We start from the raw sequence: 16012 nt of genomic DNA on the forward strand, positions 1-16012 counted from the left end.
GCCCTCAAGAAGGAGGGCTTTCAGCCTACTTTTTAAATCTTCCAGCCAAACTCTTCATATATTCTCAGCCAAGTTTGATCGACTTTTGCATGAATAGAAATGTATTCCTTGGAATATGGGTGAATGAATTCTAATTGTGATGCATGAAGAAGCAATCGATGAGAGTCGTATACCTCTCTAAATAGTTTGTTGTGTTTACCATCCCCGTGAGTAGTGTCTCCCACAATAGGGTGACGGAGATGGGCCATATGCCTTCTGAGTTGATGTTTTCTCCCTGTTAGGGGGTGTAATTCCATCAAACAGTATCGAGTGGTTGGAAACTTACCTGTAGAAAAAGGAATCTCTATTTTTTCAATAGGTCGATAGTCGGTAATCGCTTGCTGGGGTTCTTTTTCTTGTTCAGCATGTTTATCCGCTATCTTATCCAATTCAACCTTCAAGTCGTAATCTAAACGCCCAGACTCTTCTATCCAACCGCGAACAATCGCATGATAAGTTTTATTCATTTCATGGTTAGCAAACATAGGCATAACTTGGGAGGCAACCTCACTCGATAATGCAAAAATTAATACCCCTGATGTTGGCCTGTCGAGACGATGGAGCGGAAAAACATGCTGCCCGATTTGGTCACGCAAAGTTTGCATAACAAACTGAGTTTCATGCTTATCAAGCCAACTACGGTGAACAAGCATCCCCGCTGGCTTGTTAACTGCAACAAAATACTCATCGTGAAAGACAACCTCTAACATCAAGCACACTCCTCATCAATGGCTCTAATTAAATCAATTAACTCATGGTACTCATGGTTACTCTTCCAGCTCTCTTCAAAATAGGGTGTTAAGCAAAAGCCTGTAGGTAAGGGCATTTCTCTTTCTATTAAATCGGCCATCTTGGGTATAAAGATCCACTGCAGCCATTCATGTGGCTGTAACGTATCGACCGCAAATGGCTGATTGCTCTCTAACAGGTGTTCATCCGGTCTTATAGACTGCCATAACTGCAAGACCCTCATTTGTTCGGTAAGTTGCTCCAAAAACACCTTCATTTGCTGATTATTTGCCATAAAACATATGTGTAAACCTTGAAATTAAGCTCAAGAATACCATCTATATAAGAAATTTAGTTAGGATTATTAATCAATGGCCACGATTCATACACTCAGCCAACTTCTGATCCAAAGCGATTGCCAATATCAGGTATACGACCTTGGGCGTCGTATAAAACACATTGATAATAAGACTTTTTCAGATGTCGAGCATGGCCTTCAGCCCTACCCTTACCCGTTACAACGCAAAGCTCATCTCGCAATTTGTTACTGGAATGAAAGCAAACAACCATGGATCTGGTTCTTAAAGTTTGAATTAGATGAGCGAGGACTCCTCAAGCAAGCAGATGTGGGAAATTTTCTTAAATACGTCATCGAAGCCATGGGTACTCGTATCAATAAAGAGATGACGCAAGAACAACAGCAAAAGTTGGCCAATAATCCCTATACCTTCAAGCCTGCAGAAGACAAAATGGCTGTATTCCATAGCCAGATTCGAGCTTTGCTATCTTTGCCTTGCAGTCAATATTATGAACATGCACAGTGCTACTTCTCAGGAGAACTTGGATGGGACAAGTGGCAAACTGTTGGGTTACAAGGTGTCACTGATATTTGTGCGCGCCTAAGCGAAGAACAGAACGGTGTGCATGTACGCAAAGCAATCAAGCAAGTACCAAACGAACCTTTATACGCTCTACTTGGCGCTCTTGAGCACTCCTACCTACCAAATAAACTAGCAGATCGGCTAAAAGAATTTGCCTTCGAGAAAATCAATCAACAGTGCCCAGACATTTTCCTGATTGGTGCGTTGACCCGTGCACTCTCAGGTGCAGATGACCAGTATTTATACCCAGTGGTTCAGGAAGTCCTTTCATCGGCGCGTTTAAGTCACCAAGAAGTGCTCATTGGAATCGCGGGACGTTGCTGGCACATATTGACAAGCCATGACTTGGCGGAACAATTTTTACTCAGGTTGGCACAAACGGGTAATCAAGCATTATTTAATCAGTTATTTGCTGACCTAGTTATGTTACCTGAGCTGAGAATGGTATTACTGCCCCTGCTGCACTCAACACCATCTCCAGAGCTGGCAAATGCGCTAGCTCAGCTCCAACAAGCAACAAAAGGCTAGTTAATGATAGGGAATCTATTTGCCATATTGGCCCTATTTGTTATCGCTTTTGTTTTCTGGCAACAGAGGCGGCAAGCTGAATTAGCTAAAGTAATTGCAGCTAAGAAATGTAAGCAACTTGATTTGCAGCTACTGAATATCGCGCTAAAGAAACACAGTGCTAGAATGCCTGATGGCCGCTGGTATTGGCATTCTATTTATCAATTTGAATTTTCTTCACTTGGTGATGACTGCTATCAAGGACAATTGATAATGCGTGGCTTTAGCTTGATACAAGTGAAAGTTCCTCCTCATCGAATGTGAATACATAACGGAAGTGCAATACGTCAGAATAAATATTGCCTTGTTGTTCAAAGCCTAGCTTCTCCAAAACTCGGATTGAGGGGATATGACAACTATCTACTTTGGCGCTCACTTGCGGCAGTTTTAAATCCGTTAAGGCTTTGGGTAAGAAAGCTCCGATCACTTCACTTGCTACCCCTTTTCCCCAATAGGCTTTATCAAACATAAAGCCTAATTCTGGCTGTCTATCTAAATCATGAATAAATACATGACCGATATAGTCTCGTGAGTGGTTATCAAGAACAGCAAGGGAGTATATACTCGGGTCATAAAGAATACGTTGGAATAGGCGTTTAGCAGAAGATACAGTATGTAAAGCTTCTCGTTTATTAGAATGCCTGACACAGTAACTCAGCATTAAAAACTCTGATTGTAGAGATTCAGTATAGGGAATAAGTAAAGTTCGACGAGTTGCAATAATCATGGCCCCACCTATTGACAGCGTGCCCCCTGCATTGCAGGGGGCACTTTAATTTCTCGAGAAGAGAAATAAGGCCGAAAGTCATACCAACTAAGATATTTATTGTTGTAAGTTATTACTTTTTGACGTTGTTAGTTTAAATCATGACTAAGCCAATACATCCTTGATGCATTACATCTAATTGGCTGTTTGCCTAGTTTTACTGCCTAGTCACCAAGATACACTGTGCTGAATGCTGGTGAGCTTTCATTTTTTATTTTAGTATCAGTGCCCTAGCGACAGACACACTATATAAGATTCCGTAATATAAACAATGTAAGAAATCACTTTACTACGAAAAGCCCCCAGCAAATAAAAAACAAAAACCACTAATAATCATACACTTAAAAACAACAACACCCCCTACTACTGATAAAACTAAATTTTATCTCACGAGGACTATAAGAGATCTCTTACAAGAGAGGTAAGTGTTTTCTATTCGCATTAGGGGATGAGTTTAAGTATTATTAAGACACACCAAGAGCGAGGAGAACCTATGCTTACTCAGGATGTTAGCCATGAGTTAACTGAAGTTATACAGCAAATCCAGTCAGAAGGAAAAGATCCGACGGTGGCACTTGTCAGAGCTCGTTTGAATACATCTGTTCCTATCCCTGCTTTAATAAAAGTGATAAAAGACTGGAAGCATTCAAAGCATGTCCCAAAGGTGGAAGTTTCAGCGAAAGAGGTTAACAGCGATGAAAAAATCGCTAAGTTAGAAAAACAAATCACAGACCTAACGATGAGACTCGATAAACTAGAAAAGAAACTTTCTCAAGGTTAGCTTTTAGGTTCAATATCGATATAAAAAAGGCTCAGCAATATGCCAAGCCTTACACGGTACTTTAAGAAAGTAGATTACCAGCCAGTTACTTCACGTAGACCTTTACCGATATCAGCTAGAGACTTAACCGTCTTAACGCCTGCTGCTTCTAGAGCTGCAAACTTATCTTCCGCTGTACCTTTACCACCAGAGATGATCGCACCAGCGTGGCCCATGCGCTTACCTGGAGGAGCCGTAACACCAGCAATGTAAGAAACAACTGGCTTAGTGACGTTCTCTTTGATAAATGCAGCTGCTTCTTCCTCAGCAGTACCACCAATTTCACCAATCATTACGATCGCTTCAGTTTCAGGGTCTTCTTGGAACAGCTTAAGGATATCAATGAAGTTTGAACCTGGAATTGGGTCTCCACCAATACCAACACAAGTCGACTGACCGAAACCTTCATCTGTTGTCTGCTTAACGGCTTCGTATGTAAGTGTACCAGAGCGAGACACGATACCTACTTTACCTTTTTTATGGATATGACCAGGCATAATACCAATCTTACATTCATCTGGAGTGATTAGACCTGGACAGTTAGGACCGATCATGCGAACGCCAGTTTCTTCTAACTTTACTTTCACCTCGATCATATCTGTAGTAGGGATACCTTCGGTGATGGTTACGATAAGCTCGATACCCGCATCAATCGCTTCCAGGATTGCATCTTTACAGAAAGGTGCTGGTACGTAGATAACTGTCGCTGTTGCGCCAGTCGCTTCTACGGCTTCACGTACTGTGTTGAATACGGGGAGACCTAGGTGAGTTTGACCACCTTTACCCGGAGAAACACCACCAACCATCTGTGTACCGTATGCGATAGCTTGCTCAGAGTGGAAAGTACCTTGGCCACCAGTGAAACCCTGACAGATTACTTTGGTGTCTTTATTAATTAGTACAGACATTATTTGCCCTCCGCAGCAGCAACAACTTTCTTAGCTGCGTCAGTTAGCGACTCAGCTGCAATGATATCAACATCAGAATTAGCAAGAACTTCGCGACCTAGGTCAGCGTTAGTACCTTCTAGACGAACAACGACAGGTACGCTTACGCCTACCTCTTTAACTGCACCGATAATACCTTCAGCGATCATGTCACAACGAACGATGCCACCAAAGATGTTAACTAGTACTGCTTTTACATTGTCATCAGAAAGGATGATCTTGAATGCTTCTGCTACGCGCTCTTTGGTTGCGCCGCCACCTACGTCAAGGAAGTTGGCTGGTTTACCGCCGTGTAGATTTACAATATCCATGGTACCCATAGCAAGACCAGCACCATTCACCATACAACCAACATTACCGTCTAGTGCTACGTAATTCAGTTCCCACTGAGCAGCGTGTGCTTCGCGCTCATCCTCTTGTGAAGGATCGTGCATTTCACGCAATTTAGGCTGACGGTAAAGAGCATTAGAATCGATGTTGATCTTGCCGTCTAGACAAAGTAGGTTACCTTCGCCTGTTACAACTAAAGGGTTTATCTCAAGCAAAGCAAGATCGTACTGTGCAAACATAGTGCCCAGTCCCATAAAGATCTTAACAAACTGCTTGATCTGATCACCTGATAGACCTAGTTTGAATGCTAGTTCGCGGCCTTGGTATGCCTGAGGGCCAACAAGTGGGTCGATGGCTGCTTTATGAATAAGCTCTGGCGTTTCTTCCGCTACTTTTTCGATCTCGACACCACCTTCCGTTGAAGCCATAAATACAATCTTACGAGTTGCACGGTCAACAACTGCGCCTAAGTACAGCTCATTAGCAATATTTGACGCTTCTTCAACAAGTATCTTGGTCACTGGCTGACCGTTAGCATCTGTTTGATAAGTGACTAAGTTTTGGCCTAACCACTTCTGCGCAAACTCCTTAACGCCATCTTTTGTGTCATGTAATTCAACACCACCAGCTTTACCACGTCCACCTGCGTGTACCTGACATTTAACGACTTTCTTCTCTGTGTTTATTCTTCCCGCCGCTTCGAAAGCTTGCTGAGGAGTGTCACACGCATAGCCTTCAGGCACAGGCAAACCGAATTCTGCAAACAGCTGTTTGGCTTGATATTCATGCAAATTCATTTTGTTATTCCGCTTGTTTTCCCTTGGAGGGGTTTATTATGTCCATGACGTTTACATCTGTTGACACAAACGTCTGTAGGGTCTTATCAAGTAAACCGCTAACAATGTAACGATTCAAATGAAGGCGGAACGCTGAACCTGTTCCGCCTTTTAAAAACCATTACCACTGAATTAAAACATTCAATCAGCGGTAAGAGTTAACTATACGTCAAGAAGTAGACGTGCAGGATCTTCAAGGAGCTCTTTGATCGTTACCAAGAAACCCACTGACTCTCGACCATCAATTAGACGGTGATCGTAAGAAAGGGCAAGGTACATCATAGGCAAGATTTCAACCTTTCCATCCACAGCCATAGGACGATCTTGGATTTTGTGCATACCAAGAATTGCAGACTGAGGTGGATTGATGATAGGGGTAGACATTAATGAACCAAACACACCACCGTTCGTGATTGTGAAGTTACCGCCCATTAATTCATCAACAGTAAGTTTTCCGTCTCGACCTTTGATAGCTAGCTCTTTTATGCCTTTTTCAATCTCAGCAAAACCTAACGTGTCACAGTCTTTAAGCACAGGAGTCACCAAACCGCGCGGTGTAGAAACTGCCATGCTGATGTCGAAATAGTTATGATAAACAATATCGTCACCATCTATCGACGCATTAACCTCTGGGAAACGTTTTAGGGCTTCAGTAACCGCTTTAACATAGAAAGACATGAAACCGAGACGAATACCATGACGCTCTTCGAACTGATCTTTGTATTGCTTACGAAGATCCATAATCGGCTTCATGTTGACTTCATTAAACGTCGTCAACATAGCAGTGCTGTTTTTCGCTTCAAGCAGACGATTAGCCACTGTCTTACGCAAACGTGTCATAGGCACGCGCTTCTGACTACGAGCTGCCGCTGGAGCATCAACACTTGGTGATGCAGCTGTTGCAGGGGCAGATTTAGCATTGGCTAGATGAGCCTCAATGTCTTCACGAGTAATACGACCACCCACACCTGTGCCCTTTACTTGGCCTGCGTCTAAGCTGTGCTCAGCTAATAGACGGCGCACTGCTGGGCTTAGAGCGTCGCTCGTCTCTTCAGTAAGGGAGGCAGTGTGACGCTTATCAGGAGAGGCTTCAGCAGCCTCCGTTTTATCTGGTGTTGGCTCGCCAGCAACGGCACCTGGGTTGAGCTTAGCAATAAGTTGCTTGGAAAGAACCGTCGCTCCCTCTTCTTCAATTATCGCTTCAAGAACACCTGCTTCAGGTGCTGGTACTTCCAAGACTACTTTGTCGGTTTCAATATCAACCAGTACTTCGTCACGCTCCACTGCGTCACCTGGTTTTTTGTGCCATGTTGCGACTGTCGCATCTGCAACAGATTCAGGTAAATCTGGAACCAGAATTTCAATTGTCATATCTGTTTCTTCCTTTCACTTCTAGTTCTTAGTTCGAAGTTGTTGTATTAACGGTAAGCGCATCTTCAACTAGCGCTTTCTGCTGTTTTAAATGTACCGACATGTAGCCAACTGCTGGCGAAGCAGACGCTGCTCTACCTGCGTACTTGAGATCCGCTCCGGCAGGAATTGCCATGCGGAAGTTATGCTGACTACTATACCAAGCGCCCTGGTTTTGAGGCTCTTCCTGACACCAAACGTAATCTTTCACATTTGTGTACTGTTCGATCGCCGCTTTGACTTCTTCCAGTGGGAAGGGGTAAAGCTGCTCAATACGCACGATGGCAACATCTTCCTGCTCATTGCTGCGACGCTGTTCTAGCAAGTCAAAGTAAACTTTGCCTGAACAAAAGACCACTCGCTCTACTTTGCTAGGATCTAACTTGTCAATTTCAGCAATGGCGGGTTGGAAAGTGCCTTCGGCTAACTCGTCGAGAGTCGATGTACACAGAGGGTGTCTCAACAGTGATTTAGGTGACATAACTATAAGAGGTCTGCGCATTGGCCTTACCACTTGACGTCTAATCATGTGATAAACCTGAGCTGGCGTTGAGGGAACAACAACCTGCATGTTTTGTTCTGCGCACAACTGCAAGTAACGTTCTAAGCGAGCTGATGAGTGCTCAGGACCTTGCCCTTCATAACCATGAGGAAGCAACATAGTTAAGCCACATAAACGTGCCCACTTCTGCTCACCTGACGAAATGAATTGGTCTATAACGACTTGGGCTCCATTAGCAAAGTCACCAAATTGAGCTTCCCAAATAGTAAGACCACCCGGCTCTGCCGTAGCGTAACCATACTCAAATGCGAGAACAGCTTCTTCTGATAAAACAGAGTCGTAGACTTCGAACGGACCTTGCTTATCATGTACATTTGCGAGAGGTATGAAAGTACTTGCATCGGTCTGATTGTGGAGCACTGAGTGGCGGTGGAAGAAGGTACCACGCCCAGAGTCCTGACCAGAAATACGGATACGCTTACCATCGTCAACCAAGGTTGCATATGCTAAGGTTTCTGCCATCCCCCAATCTAGTGCTTTTTCGCCGCTCATCATTGACATACGGTCGTTGTAGAGCTTATTGACTCGGCTTTGTAGCCTGTGGCTATCTGGGTACTGGCAAATGCGTTGCCCTAATTCAACAAGACGCTCCTTGCTGTAGGTACTATCCCACGCAACATCCCAATCGTGCCCAATATATGGGGACCAATCGACAGAATGCAGTGCCATAGGTCGCCATTCTTTTACAACGACTTCACCACGGTCAAGCGCATCACGGTACTCATTAACCAGCTGAGTTGCAGTATCAATACCGAACTCACCGCGTTCAATCAAAACATCAGCATACAACTTACGGGGTGTAGGGTGCTTTTTGATCTTTTGGTACATCAAAGGCTGAGTTGCATTTGGCTCATCGGCTTCATTGTGACCATGTCGGCGATAACATACCAAATCAATTACAACATCTCGTTTAAACTCGTTTCGATAATCTAAGGCAATACGTGTGACAAACGCGACCGCTTCGGGGTCATCTGCATTAACATGGAAAATCGGCGCCTGAACCATCTTGGCGATATCCGTACAGTACATTGTCGAACGGGTATCATTTGGATTGGACGTTGTGAAGCCGACTTGATTGTTCACAACAATACGTACAGTACCACCAACACGGTAACCTCGAGACTGAGACATGTTGAAAGTCTCAGCAACAACACCCTGTCCCGCAATCGCCGAATCACCATGAATAGTAATCGGAAGTACTGTGCTTCCCTCAGTGTCACCTAAACGATCCTGACGCGCACGAACAGACCCTATAACCACTGGGTTAACAATTTCTAAGTGGGAAGGGTTGAATGCTAGTACTAGGTGAACATCGCCACCTGGCGTTGAGAAATCAGCGGAAAAACCTTGGTGATATTTAACGTCACCCGTGCCCCAAGTTTCATCATGCTTGCCAGCAAACTCGTCGAACAGATCTTGAGGCTTTTTACCGAGCACATTGACCAACATATTCAATCGGCCACGGTGCGCCATCCCCACGACAACCTCACGCATGCCATTTTTACCAGCATGCCTAATGAGTTCCTTCATCATAGGGATGAGGGCGTCACCACCTTCGAGAGAAAAGCGTTTAGCTCCTGGGAACTTGGCCCCCAGATAGCGTTCCAGTCCTTCCGCTGCAGTCAGCTCTTCTAAGAACTCCTGCTTCTCTTGTTTCGAGAATGACGGTTGACCAACGACTGACTCGAGTCGCTGTTGAATCCAGCGCTTTTGCTCAGTGTTTGTCATGTGCATATATTCTGCACCAACAGAACCACAATAAATTTTGTTCAAGGCTGAGTGGATATCCTTAAGCAACATAGTTTCTTGACCAATTGCAAAGGAGCCAACATTGAACGACTCTTCAAAGTCTTCTTCGGTGAGATTGTGGAATGTGGGGTCTAGCTCCACCACCGTAGGGCGTTGCCATAAACCGAGAGGATCAAGTTTCGCTGCTTCATGACCGCGAAAGCGGTAGGCATTAATCAGCTGGAGAACTTTTACTTGTTTTGCGTCGACATCTGGGTCACTAACTTGGACATTGTAATGCTTTGTTTCTTGAGCGAGACGCCGGAAGTAATCACGGATACGTGAATGAGGCTGTTCTTTCACCTCTTCTGAAGGCTTGGGCAAACCTTCAAATACACGTTTCCACTCCTCACTTACCAGGTCGGGATCACTTAGATACAGTTCGTAGAGATCTTCTACATAAGTTGCATTGGCGCCAGCCAAGTGTGAAGACTCGAGCCATGCCTTCATCACGCCGTTGTGCATATTTTCCCTTAACCAGTAGTTTTCACGTTTGCTTCGGTCTATGCCGAGCTATAGAAAGCCAGCTACCAAAGTAGCTGGCAATTTTTTATCAATTTACACCGAGCGGTTTACCAGCATGGTCTTAATATGACCAATGGCTTTCGTCGGGTTGAGTCCTTTAGGACAAACACTTACACAATTCATAATGCTATGACAACGGAAAACGCTAAATGCATCGTCAAGATTTGACAAGCGTTCATCAGTTGCAGTATCACGGCTATCAATTAACCAACGGTAAGCGGCTAATAGCCCAGCAGGTCCAATGAATTTGTCCGGGTTCCACCAGAATGACGGGCATGACGTGGTACAGCACGCACACATGATACACTCGTACAAGCCGTCTAAATGAGCCCTGTCGTCCGGAGACTGCAGGTTTTCACGAGACGGTGGCAGAGCATCATCGTCAATCAAGAAAGGTTTTACCTTAGCGTAATTATCATAGAACTGGGTCATATCAACGATTAAGTCACGTACCACAGGCAGTCCAGGCAATGGACGAATCACTAATTTTCGTCCTTTTAAAGCGGACAAAGGGGTGATACATGCAAGACCATTTTTGCCGTTCATATTCAAACCATCGGAGCCACAAACCCCTTCTCGACATGAGCGTCGAAAAGCGATAGTCGGATCTTGCTCTTTCAGCAGTATTAACGCGTCTAACACCATCATGTCAGAGCCTTCATCGACCTCAAGAACGTAATCCTTCATGTAAGGCTTTTTGTCTACATCTGGATTGTAGCGATACAAAGAGAAGTTCAGTTTCATAATTCAATCCTCCCCTAGTATGTACGAACTTTAGGCGGAAATGCGTCACGATGAACTGGTGTCATATTAACATCGCGTTTTGCCATTGCTTCCGTTTCCGGATTGTAAATTGAATGACACAACCAGTTTTCATCATCGCGCTCAGGATAGTCGAAACGCGCATGCGCTCCACGACTCTCAGTGCGGTAATTTGCAGCAACCGCGGTTGAAAATGCCGTTTCCATCAAGTTATCTAATTCCAAACATTCAATACGTTGAGTGTTGAATTCTGATGACTTGTCGGCAAGATGGGCATCTTTGAGACGTTCACGAATAACTTTAAGTTCTTCCAAACCTGTCGCCATTGCGTCACCTTCACGGAACACTGAGAAGCTATTTTGCATACACGTTTGTAGATCTTTACGAATCTGAACAGGGTCTTCCCCGCCGGTGCTATTTTCCCATCGCATAGTTCGAGCAAGTGATGCTTCAATATCAGATTCAGTAGCAGGACGAGCTTCTGCCTGCGCAGCCAAAGTCTCACCTAAGTGAAGGCCCGTTGCTCGGCCAAATACGACTAAGTCAAGCAGAGAGTTACCACCTAAGCGGTTAGCACCGTGCACAGAAACAGAGGCAATTTCACCACAAGCATACAAGCCTTGAACTTCAACATCACTGCCATCAGCGGTTTGTTTAATTGCCTGTCCAGAAACCTGAGTTGGAACGCCACCCATCATGTAGTGACAGGTTGGGATTACTGGAATTGGCTCTTTAACTGGATCGACGTGAGCAAAAGTTCTTGAAAGTTCACAAATACCCGGTAGACGAGACTCAAGGACATCTTTACCGAGATGGTCAAGCTTAAGCTTGATATGCGGTCCCCAAGGACCATCGCATCCGCGACCTTCGCGAATTTCTATCATCATTGAACGAGCAACAACGTCTCGACCAGCAAGATCCTTAGCATTAGGAGCATAGCGTTCCATGAATCGCTCGCCATCTTTGTTTAGAAGATAACCACCTTCTCCACGACAGCCTTCTGTCACGAGTACGCCCGCTCCAGCTATACCAGTTGGGTGGAACTGCCACATTTCCATGTCTTGCATAGGAACGCCAGCGCGTAATGCCATGCCTACACCATCACCAGTGTTGATGTGAGCATTCGTTGTCGATGAATAAATTCGACCCGCTCCACCTGTCGCTAATACCGTTGCTTTAGACTTGAAGTAGCATATTTCACCGCTTTCCATACAGATAGCAGTACAACCCATTACAGCGCCATCTTGGTTTTTCACCAAATCTAACGCGTACCACTCAGAAAATATGGTGGTTTTGTACTTAACATTCTGCTGATAAAGGGTATGGAGAAGAGCATGACCTGTTCGGTCAGCAGCTGCTGCTGTTCTAGCAGCTTGCTCTCCGCCGAATTCTTTCGACTGGCCGCCAAAAGGACGCTGATAAATGGTTCCATTATCAAAGCGAGAAAATGGCAGACCCATTTTTTCTAGTTCAATAACAGAATCAGGCCCATTTTTACACATGTATTCGATAGCATCTTGGTCGCCGATATAATCTGAACCTTTGACAGTATCGTACATGTGCCACTGCCAATCGTCCTTGTGCGAGTTACCAAGGGCTACTGTGATACCACCTTGAGCAGAAACAGTATGTGAACGAGTCGGAAAAACTTTTGACAGCAAAGCACAGGTTAGGCCTTGCTCTGAGATTTGTAGTGCTGCACGCATGCCTGCACCACCAGCGCCGATTACTACGGCATCAAATTCACGAACTGGAATAGACACTTACGCACCCCACAAAATAAAGAGACCAGAAAAAAAGTAGCCAAACAACACTGCGATTACACCCAACTGAAGGAAACCGCGTAATTTGGTGCACTTAATGTAGTCTGTAAGAACTTGCCATAGACCTATCCATGCGTGGATAAGCACTGATACCAAAGCAAGCATAGTAAATACTTTTGTGAAAGTGCCACCAAAGAACTGTGTCCATGATACGTAAGAAATATCCGCGAAAGCACAGAAGCTTACTAAATATATCGTGTAAAGGGTCATAATGATCGCCGATGCACGGATTAGCAAAAAGTCATGCACACCGTTGCGACCAAAAGATGAAATGTGTTTTACCATACTAAAATCCCCGCCAGTACTGACAGAACGACTGTTGCTGCAAATGCAACCTTTGCACTCATCGCACCAGATTCCAGCTCTTCAAAATGACCTAAATCCATTAGCAAATGACGAATACCACCTGCTATATGGTAGGACAAAGCTGTCAAAATACCCCATAAAATAAATTTCACAATGAAACCGTCGACAATATCGACAGCTTGTGCATAACCTATTGGGGAAGACAGGGAAATGGATAGTAACCAAAGAAGTATCCCGATCGCGACAAACGTAATTACTCCCGAAACTCGGTGTAAAATGGATGCGATTGCAGTGATCGGAAAGTTTATCGTCTGTAAATCTAAATTAACAGGTCTTGACTTTCTTTCTTTCACGGGCTTGCTCACTCAGCTCCACTGAAGCATTTATAGTTATGAACGAAATCTGACAGCAAACCTATAAAAGTTAACATTTATTCAACAGCTAACACGTCAAAAAAACGTAATGAAGTTGCATAAAATTTTAACACCAAGGGTTGAAACATCACCTCACATATGCTCCAAACCTTCATTTTATAAGGTTTCAGTCAAAATTTACGGCGCCAATATACGGCTGACCATATTTTAGCACAATTGATGTAACAATTTTTGCTACATAGAACAGATTTTTAACCTTATACGTATAAAAAATCATAACAAGTGCACAAGTCGGAGCAGAATAATTGACTTTGATAACGAACACACGTACAAAAATGTTACACAAACATCCTGGACGGATTTAATAATAAACAAAGGAGACTGTTATGGCGGATAAGAAAGCGACCCTTCATGTCGAAGGGAAAGCGCCTATCGAACTGCCAATTATGGAAGGTGCTCTTGGCACTCCCGTAATTGATGTTCGAACACTTGGAGCAAACGGCTATTTCACGTTTGACCCAGGTTTTCTTGCCACTGCATCCTGTGAATCTCAAATCACCTACATTGACGGCGGAAAAGGTATCCTTTTACACCGTGGTTACCCTATTGATCAGCTTGCTAATAACGCTGATTATTTAGAGGTATGTTACATTCTTCTTTATGGTGAAGCCCCCACACGTGAACAATACGAGCAGTTTAAGCTCACAGTTACACGACACACTATGGTACATGAACAGATCGCGAGCTTTTTTCACGGATTCCGACGTGACGCTCACCCCATGGCCGTTATGTGCGGCGTAGTTGGAGCATTATCTGCCTTCTATCATGACTCCATGGATATCAACAACGATACTCACCGTGAAATCACAGCATATCGTTTGTTGTCGAAAATGCCGACACTTGCCGCAATGTGTTACAAGTACTCGATTGGTCAGCCTTTCATTTATCCACGTAATGACTTGACCTATGCTGAAAACTTCCTGCATATGATGTTTGCTAACCCTTGTGAGGACTATGAAGTCAACCCCGTTGTCGCGAGAGCAATGGATAAGATATTCACTTTGCATGCGGATCATGAGCAAAACGCATCGACTTCTACTGTTCGTCTAGCTGGTTCTTCTGGTGCTAACCCATTCGCATGTATTGCCGCAGGTATCGCATCATTGTGGGGACCTGCTCATGGCGGCGCGAATGAAGCATGTCTCAAGATGCTTGAAGAGATAGGCAGTGTTGATAAGATCCCTGAGTACATCGAACGTGCGAAAGACAAGGATGACCCATTCCGTCTAATGGGCTTTGGTCACCGTGTCTACAAAAATTACGATCCACGAGCGACGGTTATGCGTGAAACCTGTCATGATGTTCTTGAAGAGTTGAACATTAGTGACCCGCTACTTGATGTTGCTATGGAGCTGGAGCGTATTGCTTTATCTGACGAATACTTTGTTTCGAAGAAACTGTATCCAAATGTTGACTTCTACTCAGGTATTATTCTTAAAGCCATCGGTATCCCCGTGTCTATGTTCACCGTAATCTTCGCGTTATCAAGAACAATAGGTTGGATCGCACATTGGAACGAAATGCATAGCGATCCTCTTAACCGCATTGGCCGTCCAAGACAGCTCTATACAGGTAAGAAGCAGCGTAATTTCAAGCCTTTGCATGACAGAGACTAATTAACACCTATAAGTTCATATGAAAACAAAGGCCGACATAACGTCGGCCTTTATTAAATTCGATAACTCTATTAAGCATTTACACTGGGTTGTCTATGTCGACAAACTCGACGTCTAAACCATGCTCTTTTGCCAGCCATTCACCTAACGCTTTTACTCCATACCGCTCTGTAGCATGATGTCCTGCAGCAAAGTAATGAATATTCATTTCCCTTGCGGAGTAAGTGGTTCTCTCGGATATTTCACCGGAAATAAATGCATCTAGGCCATGCTTAGCCGCAAGCTCAATATAGTCCTGCCCACCACCTGTACACCAGCCCACTGTTTCGATTAACTTTTCACTATTTTCGGGTGCAATATGTAGTGGAGAACGATTTAAGGCCTGATTAATTCTTTGGGCGAACTCTTTCCCTGTGACAGGATGTTTTAATTGGCCAAACATAGCAACCGACTGAGGGTGCCCTTCCAGCCCCCCTTCAACTTGAATATCGAGAAGTCGTGCCAATTCGGCGTTATTGCCTAATTCTGGGTGTATGTCCAGTGGCAAGTGGTATCCAAATAAATTGATATCATTTTTTATCAGAGCGCGAATTCGATTGCCTTTCATTCCCCGAATTGGCTCGGGCTCACCTTTCCAGAAATAGCCATGATGAACAAGTAATGCATCCGCTTTCTTCTCTATCGCTTTTTCAATCAAAGCTTGAGAAGCGGTCACTCCTGTTACGATAGATTGAACCTCCAGCTTCCCTTCTACTTGAAGCCCATTGGGAGCATAATCTTTTACCAATTGAGGAGAGAGTTTTTCGTTTATAATTTGCTCTAATTGTGTATTTTTCATCTTAGCTTCCAAAAATCAATCTTTGCACACAGT

Annotated in this window: 16 protein-coding genes; 4 read left to right on the plus strand and 12 right to left on the minus strand. The window is 44.2% G+C overall.

All coding sequences use genetic code 11. The features are described from left to right. Positions 1-32: 32 nt before the first annotated feature. Together truC and MHN79_RS12575 are read right to left on the minus strand one after the other, a co-directional pair. Positions 33-749 carry a tRNA pseudouridine(65) synthase TruC gene (gene truC, locus MHN79_RS12570; RefSeq protein WP_239173168.1) on the minus strand — a complete coding sequence of 239 codons (717 nt, stop codon included), beginning with the start codon at positions 747-749 and terminating at the stop codon, positions 33-35. Continuing rightward, positions 749-1063 (minus strand): YqcC family protein, encoded by a 315-nt coding sequence (locus tag MHN79_RS12575; RefSeq protein WP_239173169.1) that lies wholly within the window; start codon positions 1061-1063, stop codon positions 749-751. Before MHN79_RS12575 ends, truC begins: the two co-directional genes overlap by 1 nt. A gap of 76 nt (positions 1064-1139) precedes the next feature. Here MHN79_RS12575 and MHN79_RS12580 point away from each other — a divergent pair, with 76 nt between their 5' ends. Continuing rightward, the gene (locus MHN79_RS12580) at positions 1140-2177 is read left to right on the plus strand and encodes a DUF3549 family protein (protein WP_239173170.1); all 1038 of its coding nucleotides are present in this window, start codon (positions 1140-1142) and stop codon (positions 2175-2177) included. A 3-nt stretch (positions 2178-2180) separates the two neighbouring features. Beyond that, positions 2181-2480 (plus strand): DUF3301 domain-containing protein, encoded by a 300-nt coding sequence (locus MHN79_RS12585; protein WP_239173171.1) that lies wholly within the window; start codon positions 2181-2183, stop codon positions 2478-2480. Here MHN79_RS12585 and MHN79_RS12590 read toward each other — a convergent pair. Continuing rightward, positions 2440-2943 (minus strand): GNAT family N-acetyltransferase, encoded by a 504-nt coding sequence (locus tag MHN79_RS12590; RefSeq protein ID WP_239173172.1) that lies wholly within the window; start codon positions 2941-2943, stop codon positions 2440-2442. The genes MHN79_RS12585 and MHN79_RS12590 overlap by 41 nt on opposite strands. A gap of 532 nt (positions 2944-3475) precedes the next feature. On the opposite strand from MHN79_RS12590, the gene MHN79_RS12595 reads away from it, so the two are divergent. Next, on the plus strand, positions 3476-3763 hold the full coding sequence (locus MHN79_RS12595; RefSeq protein WP_239173173.1) for a hypothetical protein: 288 nt from the start codon (positions 3476-3478) through the stop codon (positions 3761-3763). Between the two features lie 74 nt (positions 3764-3837). Here the strand turns inward: MHN79_RS12595 and sucD are convergent, their stop codons facing one another. The 8 genes from sucD to sdhC form a co-directional block, all read right to left on the minus strand. Next, a complete protein-coding gene (gene sucD, locus MHN79_RS12600) occupies positions 3838-4710 on the minus strand; it encodes a succinate--CoA ligase subunit alpha (RefSeq protein ID WP_239173174.1) in 873 nt (290 codons plus the stop codon). Further along, entirely contained in the window at positions 4710-5876 is a 1167-nt protein-coding gene (sucC, locus tag MHN79_RS12605; protein ID WP_114786640.1) for an ADP-forming succinate--CoA ligase subunit beta, read from the minus strand. Before sucC ends, sucD begins: the two co-directional genes overlap by 1 nt. 201 nt (positions 5877-6077) lie before the next feature. Continuing rightward, positions 6078-7286: a 2-oxoglutarate dehydrogenase complex dihydrolipoyllysine-residue succinyltransferase gene (gene odhB / locus MHN79_RS12610; protein ID WP_160929721.1), complete on the minus strand. Its 1209-nt coding sequence runs from the start codon at positions 7284-7286 to the stop codon at positions 6078-6080. 28 nt (positions 7287-7314) lie between these two features. Beyond that, positions 7315-10140 (minus strand): 2-oxoglutarate dehydrogenase E1 component, encoded by a 2826-nt coding sequence (gene sucA, locus MHN79_RS12615; RefSeq protein WP_239173175.1) that lies wholly within the window; start codon positions 10138-10140, stop codon positions 7315-7317. Between the two features lie 93 nt (positions 10141-10233). Next, positions 10234-10944, minus strand: coding sequence for a succinate dehydrogenase iron-sulfur subunit (locus MHN79_RS12620; RefSeq protein ID WP_160929717.1), 711 nt, complete (start codon positions 10942-10944; stop codon positions 10234-10236). Positions 10945-10958: 14 nt separating this feature from the next. Beyond that, complete coding sequence (gene sdhA, locus MHN79_RS12625) at positions 10959-12725, minus strand: succinate dehydrogenase flavoprotein subunit (protein WP_114786636.1); 1767 nt, start codon at positions 12723-12725, stop codon at positions 10959-10961. After that, entirely contained in the window at positions 12726-13070 is a 345-nt protein-coding gene (gene sdhD / locus MHN79_RS12630; RefSeq protein ID WP_114786635.1) for a succinate dehydrogenase, hydrophobic membrane anchor protein, read from the minus strand. It abuts the gene before it with no gap. After that, positions 13064-13456, minus strand: a complete 393-nt coding sequence (sdhC, locus tag MHN79_RS12635) for a succinate dehydrogenase cytochrome b556 subunit (RefSeq protein ID WP_152431009.1) — start codon at positions 13454-13456, stop codon at positions 13064-13066. Before sdhC ends, sdhD begins: the two co-directional genes overlap by 7 nt. 395 nt (positions 13457-13851) lie before the next feature. On the opposite strand from sdhC, the gene MHN79_RS12640 reads away from it, so the two are divergent. Continuing rightward, positions 13852-15141 carry a citrate synthase gene (locus MHN79_RS12640; RefSeq protein ID WP_152431010.1) on the plus strand — a complete coding sequence of 430 codons (1290 nt, stop codon included), beginning with the start codon at positions 13852-13854 and terminating at the stop codon, positions 15139-15141. Between the two features lie 79 nt (positions 15142-15220). Here the strand turns inward: MHN79_RS12640 and MHN79_RS12645 are convergent, their stop codons facing one another. Beyond that, complete coding sequence (locus MHN79_RS12645) at positions 15221-15979, minus strand: Nif3-like dinuclear metal center hexameric protein (RefSeq protein ID WP_239173176.1); 759 nt, start codon at positions 15977-15979, stop codon at positions 15221-15223. Between the last annotated feature and the right edge of the window lie 33 nt (positions 15980-16012).

Source organism: Vibrio sp. Of14-4, from assembly GCF_022347625.1.
GTDB classification, from domain to species: Bacteria; Pseudomonadota; Gammaproteobacteria; order Enterobacterales; family Vibrionaceae; genus Vibrio; species Vibrio pristinus.

Bases quoted from the DNA above. Each gene is read 5' to 3' on its own strand.
- truC (WP_239173168.1), bottom strand. From the start codon at position 749: ATGTTAGAGGTTGTCTTTCACGATGAGTATTTTGTTGCAGTTAACAAG.
- MHN79_RS12575 (WP_239173169.1), bottom strand. From the start codon at position 1,063: ATGGCAAATAATCAGCAAATGAAGGTGTTTTTGGAGCAACTTACCGAA.
- MHN79_RS12580 (WP_239173170.1), top strand. From the start codon at position 1,140: ATGGCCACGATTCATACACTCAGCCAACTTCTGATCCAAAGCGATTGC.
- MHN79_RS12585 (WP_239173171.1), top strand. From the start codon at position 2,181: ATGATAGGGAATCTATTTGCCATATTGGCCCTATTTGTTATCGCTTTT.
- MHN79_RS12590 (WP_239173172.1), bottom strand. From the start codon at position 2,943: ATGATTATTGCAACTCGTCGAACTTTACTTATTCCCTATACTGAATCT.
- MHN79_RS12595 (WP_239173173.1), top strand. From the start codon at position 3,476: ATGCTTACTCAGGATGTTAGCCATGAGTTAACTGAAGTTATACAGCAA.
- sucD (WP_239173174.1), bottom strand. From the start codon at position 4,710: ATGTCTGTACTAATTAATAAAGACACCAAAGTAATCTGTCAGGGTTTC.
- sucC (WP_114786640.1), bottom strand. From the start codon at position 5,876: ATGAATTTGCATGAATATCAAGCCAAACAGCTGTTTGCAGAATTCGGT.
- odhB (WP_160929721.1), bottom strand. From the start codon at position 7,286: ATGACAATTGAAATTCTGGTTCCAGATTTACCTGAATCTGTTGCAGAT.
- sucA (WP_239173175.1), bottom strand. From the start codon at position 10,140: ATGCACAACGGCGTGATGAAGGCATGGCTCGAGTCTTCACACTTGGCT.
- MHN79_RS12620 (WP_160929717.1), bottom strand. From the start codon at position 10,944: ATGAAACTGAACTTCTCTTTGTATCGCTACAATCCAGATGTAGACAAA.
- sdhD (WP_114786635.1), bottom strand. From the start codon at position 13,070: ATGGTAAAACACATTTCATCTTTTGGTCGCAACGGTGTGCATGACTTT.
- MHN79_RS12640 (WP_152431010.1), top strand. From the start codon at position 13,852: ATGGCGGATAAGAAAGCGACCCTTCATGTCGAAGGGAAAGCGCCTATC.
- MHN79_RS12645 (WP_239173176.1), bottom strand. From the start codon at position 15,979: ATGAAAAATACACAATTAGAGCAAATTATAAACGAAAAACTCTCTCCT.